7 protein-coding genes are annotated in these 5,701 nt (G+C 51.6%); 4 read left to right on the top strand and 3 right to left on the bottom strand.

Annotated features, from left to right (window positions below; all coding sequences use genetic code 11):
* Positions 1-41: 41 nt before the first annotated feature.
* Positions 42-932, top strand: a complete 891-nt coding sequence (locus ACTHUT_RS13005; protein WP_070590688.1) for a DMT family transporter — start codon at positions 42-44, stop codon at positions 930-932.
* An 18-nt stretch (positions 933-950) separates the two neighbouring features.
* Positions 951-1,307, top strand: coding sequence for an STAS/SEC14 domain-containing protein (locus tag ACTHUT_RS13000; RefSeq protein ID WP_063075967.1), 357 nt, complete (start codon positions 951-953; stop codon positions 1,305-1,307).
* A 158-nt stretch (positions 1,308-1,465) separates the two neighbouring features.
* Here the strand turns inward: ACTHUT_RS13000 and argS are convergent, their stop codons facing one another.
* On the bottom strand, positions 1,466-3,184 hold the full coding sequence (gene argS / locus ACTHUT_RS12995) for an arginine--tRNA ligase (RefSeq protein ID WP_250599904.1): 1,719 nt from the start codon (positions 3,182-3,184) through the stop codon (positions 1,466-1,468).
* A gap of 153 nt (positions 3,185-3,337) precedes the next feature.
* Between argS and ACTHUT_RS12990 the strand changes: the two genes are divergently transcribed.
* Together ACTHUT_RS12990 and ACTHUT_RS12985 are read left to right on the top strand one after the other, a co-directional pair.
* Positions 3,338-3,874: an isochorismatase family protein gene (locus ACTHUT_RS12990; RefSeq protein WP_250599902.1), complete on the top strand. Its 537-nt coding sequence runs from the start codon at positions 3,338-3,340 to the stop codon at positions 3,872-3,874.
* A gap of 13 nt (positions 3,875-3,887) precedes the next feature.
* Entirely contained in the window at positions 3,888-4,388 is a 501-nt protein-coding gene (locus ACTHUT_RS12985) for a GNAT family N-acetyltransferase (protein WP_250599900.1), read from the top strand.
* A 57-nt stretch (positions 4,389-4,445) separates the two neighbouring features.
* On the opposite strand, the gene tehB is transcribed toward ACTHUT_RS12985, so the two are convergent.
* Positions 4,446-5,315 carry an SAM-dependent methyltransferase TehB gene (gene tehB, locus ACTHUT_RS12980; protein ID WP_049330918.1) on the bottom strand — a complete coding sequence of 290 codons (870 nt, stop codon included), beginning with the start codon at positions 5,313-5,315 and terminating at the stop codon, positions 4,446-4,448.
* 12 nt (positions 5,316-5,327) lie between these two features.
* A partial coding sequence (locus ACTHUT_RS12975; RefSeq protein ID WP_440418870.1) for a PH domain-containing protein occupies positions 5,328-5,701 on the bottom strand: 374 nt, incomplete at its 5' end.

Raw genomic sequence — 5,701 nt, 5'->3', positions numbered from 1 at the left:
AATATTTTCTTATTAATAAAATCGCTTTACATACCCATCAAATGGAAACCATCAGAAAAGATCCGCTCGGCTCGGCATGGGTGGTTATTGCCGCGCTCAGCTTTACCGTCATGAACCTCTCCGTCAAAGCCGCCTCTACACATTTCGGCTTTTCCAGCGGCGAGCTGGTCTTTTGGCGCATGCTGGTCTCCACCCTGTTTTTAGGCATCATGGCCAAAGCGCAAGGCAACACATTTTCCACGCCGCATTGGAAAACCCATCTCAACCGCAGCGTCATCGGCACGCTTGCCATGATGTGCACGCTTTATTCCGTCATACATCTGCCGCTGGCAACAGGCGTCACGCTCAACTACACGTCCTCCATCTGGCTTGCCATTTTTTCATTTTTCATTTTAAAAGAACGAATTACGCTTTATACCCAAGCCATTTTGATTATGGGCTTTATCGGCGTTATCCTGTTGCTCAATCCATCTTTTCAAGGCGGACAGGAATTTGCCGCACTGGTCAGTTTGGCAGGCGGCGCCATGTCAGGCTGGGCGTATTTGCAAGTGCGTGAACTCTCGCTTTTGGGCGAACCGGGCTGGCGCGTGGTGTTTTATCTATCGCTTACCGGTCTGATTATGTCCGCCATTTGGAGCTGCTTTACCGGCTGGCATCCGCTGACCGTATCTTCCCTGCCCTATCTGGCCGGCATCGGCATCTCCGCCATGATTGCCCAACTGGCCATGACCCGCGCCTATAAGGTTGGCAAGAAATTTACCGTTGCCTCGCTTTCCTACCTGACCGTCGTTTTCTCCGCCCTGTCCGGCGTACTGCTTTTCGGCGATAAAATCACTTGGCAGGAAGCTGCCGGCATGGTTATCATTGTTGCAGGCGGCGTGTTCAGCAGTTTTACTCCGGCCTCAATCAAAAAATTTCTGATGAAGCAATAATTTAACAAGGAGAACACCATGATTTCCATCCGCGAACAATCTTACGGCTTAAACGTAGCGCTGTACAACGAGTTCACTTTGGACGATTTCCGCCAATTGGAAGAAGCCTTGTTGACTGCGAAACAAAAAGTCCATCTGCCCGACATCCTGTTAGATTTATCCATGCTGAAAGACTTCACCATCGATATGGCGGTCGAGCAAATCAAATTCCTCAACCAACACGAAACCGACTTCGGCCGCGTTGCCGTCATTACCGACGACATCTGGATCAAACTCGGCGCGCGCCTTTCCAGCCTCCTGACCAACCAACACCCAAAATATTTCAGCGATGCCACCGAAGCACAGGCTTGGTTGTTGGCAAGCAATTTGAAATAAAGACAAGGCCGTCTGAACGCATTACCTGAGCAAATTCAAAACCGCTTAGGCTCAAAATCAACGGCATCACAATATTTTTCAAAGCATAAAAAAAGGCCGTCTGAAACCTTGCAACCTGCAAAGTTTCAGACGGCCTTTCATCGTTTTTACTCAAAAACTTACATCACATCCAACACATCAATGCCCAACAACTCCAAGCCTTGTTTCAGCGTGTCGCCGGTCAGCTTCGCCAGTTGCAGGCGGCTGTTGCGGGTTGCGCCTTCTGATTTCAGAATCGGGCTGGCTTCGTAGAAGCGGCTGAACAGGGTGGCGGTTTGGTAGAGGTAGGCGGCAAGGTAGTGCGGATATGCCGTGTCTGCCACGCTTTGCAATACGTCTTCGAATTTCAGCAGCTCGGCAGCAAGCTGTTTTTCCAGCGGTTCGGTCAAAATGGTTGGCGCGGTTGCGTCCCATTCGCCTGCTTTGCGGAATACGCTTTGTACGCGTGTGTAGGCGTATTGCAGGTAAGGAGCGGTATTGCCTTCAAACGAGAGCATGGCGTCCCAGTCGAACACATAATCGCTGGTGCGGTTTTTGCTCAAGTCGGCGTATTTGACCGCGCCGATGCCGACGGTTTTGCCGATTTTCGCCGCTTCGTCCGCGCCCAATTCAGGATTTTTCTCTTTCACCAAAGCGGTGGCGCGCTCAACTGCTTCGGTCAGCAGGTCAACCAGTTTTACGGTGTCGCCACTGCGCGTTTTGAACGGTTTGCCGTCTTTGCCCATCATGGTGCCGAAGCCGATAAACTCGGCTTTTGCATTTTCCGGCAGATAGCCTGCTTTGCGGGAAGTGGTGAAAAGTTGTTCGAAGTGCAGGGCTTGGCGGTGGTCGACGACGTACAGCAGGCGGTCGGCTTTCAGACGACCTATGCGGTAGCGCAAACACGCCAAGTCGGTGGAAGCATAAAGGAAGCCGCCGCCTTGTTTTTGCACGATAAATGCGGCAGGTTCGCCTTCTTTGTTTTTAAACTCATCCAAGAACACGACTTTCGCGCCGTCGTCTTCGACTGCCAGGCCTTTTTCGACCAAATCATCGACTACGGGCTGCAAATCGTCGTTGTATTTAGATTCGCCCGCCACGTCTTCAGGACGCAGTTTCAAGCCCAGCGTGTCATAAACGGCTTGAGCGTGCGAGAGCGAAATATCGACAAACTGTTTCCACAACGCCAACACGGTTTCATCGCCGCCTTGCAGCTTCACAACGTATTCGCGCGCGGTGTCGGCAAAGGCGGCATCTTCGTCAAAGCGCACTTTGGCGGCGCGGTAAAACTGCTCCAAATCCGCCAGTTCAAACGCGGCATTGTCTTTTTGCTGCTCAACCAAATAAGCGACCAACATGCCGAACTGCGTACCCCAGTCGCCGACGTGGTTTTGACGGATAACGGTGTTGCCCATAAATTCCAATACGCGCGAAATGCTGTCGCCGATGATGCTGGAACGCAGGTGGCCGACGTGCATTTCTTTGGCCAGATTAGGCGAAGAATAGTCGATAACGACGGTTTGCGGTTGGGCGGTTTTTGCTACGCCGAAATGCGCGTCGTTCAAGGCCGTCTGAATGTTTTGGGCGAGGAAATCAGGACGCAGGCGCAGGTTGATAAAGCCGGGGCCGGCCACTTCCGCGCTTTCAATCACGGCATTGTCGGCCAATGCTTCGGCCACTTTTTGCGCCAACTCGCGCGGATTTTGTTTGGCTTTTTTCGCCGCACCCATCACGCCGTTGATTTGGAAATCGCCAAAGTCGGGATTTTTTACCACCTGCAATACGACGGGGCTGTCGGACAAACCGGCAGCGGCAAAGGCTGCTTGGGCTTCACGTTCGACGGTTTGGTATAAATTCATGTTGTCGGTCTCTATCAATTCAAATCAGGCGGTATTTTAAAAGAATTTCGGGCTTTAAAACAGGGCAAGCTGCAATACTTTTCCAGCGGCTTGTTATATGATTGCATTCTGATTAAACGATTTTGCTGTCAAGGCCGTCTGAAAGGAAAAGCCATGAACCCGAAAAATACGCTTTGTCTGATTGTCGATATTCAAGAACGCCTGCTGCCCGCCCTTTCCGGCGCAGACGAAATGTTGGAACGCTGCCGCCTGCTGATTCAAGGCTTGACGGCTTTGGACGTACCCTTTGCCGTAACCGAACAATATCCGAAAGGTTTGGGCAACACTGTATCCGCCGTATCGCTGCTGTTGCCCGAAGGCACGCCTGTTGTCGAGAAAACCCAATTTTCGGCGTTTTTACCCGAAATTCATGAAATATTACGCAAAAACGACATCAAAAACATTATTTTGGTGGGCGCAGAAACGCATATCTGTATGCTTCAGACGGCCTTGGATTTGAAAGCACAAGGTTACGCCGTATTCCTGCCTTTCGAATGCACCGCCTCGCGTACAACAGCCAACCGCGACAACGGTTTGGCGCAAATGAGCCGTCAGGGCATTATCATTTCCAATGTCGAAAGTATTTTGTTCCAACTGCTCGGCGATGCCAAACATCCGGCCTTTAAGACTATCTCCAAACTGATTCAATAACAGGCCGTCTGAAATGCAATACACCATCCGCCCTGCCCTGCGCCAAGACTTGCCCGCCATCGTCGATATTTACAACAGCACCGTGGCCACACGCCAATCCACGGCCGATTTGTCGCCGACCACGGTTGCAGAGCGTGAAATATGGTTTGCCGCACACACGGACAAACGCCCGATCTACGCCCTTTACGATGCCGACGGCACCGTATTGGCCTGGGGCAGTTTCAGCGACTACCATCCGCGCTATGCCTACCACATCAGCGCGGAAGTCAGCATTTATGTCCGCCACGATATGCGCGGTGCAGGCGTGGGCAAAATCCTGTTGCGGCACATGCTCGAACGTGCGCCATCATTGGATATCCGCAACGTCATCGCGCTTGTGTTCGGCCACAACTATCCGAGCCTGAACCTGTTTCACCGTTTCGGTTTTGAAGAATGGGGGCGGCTGCCGCAAGTCTGCGATTTGGACACCATGTTGGCAGACGTCGTAATTTTGGGCAAAAGGATTGTGGATTGATGACGACAAAGGCCGTCTGAAAACTGAATTCAGACGGCTTTTTTTACGGCAAAACCTTTATTCCGGTTTCTTCGCCAGCATGGTAACGAATTTAAACTGAATCGGATTGCCGAATTCGTCTTTCGCATGCATCGAACCCAGCTCTTCCTTGTACTCCACCAATTCCCAATCCTTATAGTATTCGCGCAACTCGCCCTCGCCAAACTTGAACGGGAACGGCATCGGGCAAGGGAAATCTTCCGTATCCATCGCAGACACGATCAGGTTGTAGCCGCCGGGGTTGGTGTGTTCCTTCATATTGGCAATCACATCAGGAACGTAACGCGGCATCAGGAACATAAACACCACGGTCGCCACCATATAATCGAAGTTTTCCTGAATGTTGGCGGCGTTGAGGTCGTATTCAAACGCGCGGACATTCAGTTCTTCGATACGCGCCAGCTCTTCCACGTTTTGAACCGCGTTCGGATTATTATCGACAGCGGTAACGTCAAAACCTTTCAAACCCAGATACAGCGCATTGCGGCCCTGACCGCAGCCCATATCCAAAACCTTGCCGACGGGCACAATGCCCTCGGCGGCGCGGACGGCCGAATGTGTCGCGCTCATGCCGTATTTCTTATTGAAATAGTCCGCCGCCTCGCAGTAAAACGACAGTTGGATTTCCGTATCTTGCGTTTGCGGCGCGATAAAGTGCCATGCTTGCGGATGGATAATCCAATCATCGCTTTCAGGCGTCAGCTCGTGCGTGGCCGTAATATTGCCCGCCTCGTCCACTTCGTTGAAGTTCAGACGGCCTTGGAGGACATTGAGGCAGCCCCAAGTACCGGCGGCGGTATTGTGTTTGGACAACAAGGCTTCGGGAATCTCGTCCGCCGTCCACACCGGCATCTGTTTGTAACAAAACAATTCTTGCTGTTCGCTCATCATGTTTCCTTTCTATTTTGACGGTTTCAACACAGCTTCTGCCAAGGCTTTCTGAATGGCAATCACGCTCTTGTCGCTTTTAAATTGCAAGGTTTCGGTCGGTGCTTCGCCAGAAGAAACCCAAATCTTCAGCTCGGCATCCAAATCGAAATGACCCGAGGTTTCCACCGAAAAGCGCGACACGGAACGATACGGAATCGAACGGTAAGACACTTTCTTGCCGGTCAACCCCTGCTTATCCACCAACACCAGCCGATACTCGGTAAACACAATCAAATCGCGCACCAGGCTGAATGCCATTTTTACCTGTTCGCCATCAATCAGGATATTCGCCAAATCGCGTTCCACCGCATCGGCGTCTTTTTGTGAAGCATTGCCCAAAAGGC

This window comes from Neisseria sp. P0022.S010, assembly GCF_051956635.1.
Note: the sequence above shows the minus strand (reverse complement) of the source record. Positions and strands in the feature narration are given on the sequence as shown.

Coding starts and splice junctions, on each gene's coding strand:
- ACTHUT_RS13005 (WP_070590688.1), top strand. CDS start 42: ATGGAAACCATCAGAAAAGATCCGCTCGGCTCGGCATGGGTGGTTATT.
- ACTHUT_RS13000 (WP_063075967.1), top strand. CDS start 951: ATGATTTCCATCCGCGAACAATCTTACGGCTTAAACGTAGCGCTGTAC.
- argS (WP_250599904.1), bottom strand. CDS start 3,184: ATGAATTTATACCAAACCGTCGAACGTGAAGCCCAAGCAGCCTTTGCC.
- ACTHUT_RS12990 (WP_250599902.1), top strand. CDS start 3,338: ATGAACCCGAAAAATACGCTTTGTCTGATTGTCGATATTCAAGAACGC.
- ACTHUT_RS12985 (WP_250599900.1), top strand. CDS start 3,888: ATGCAATACACCATCCGCCCTGCCCTGCGCCAAGACTTGCCCGCCATC.
- tehB (WP_049330918.1), bottom strand. CDS start 5,315: ATGAGCGAACAGCAAGAATTGTTTTGTTACAAACAGATGCCGGTGTGG.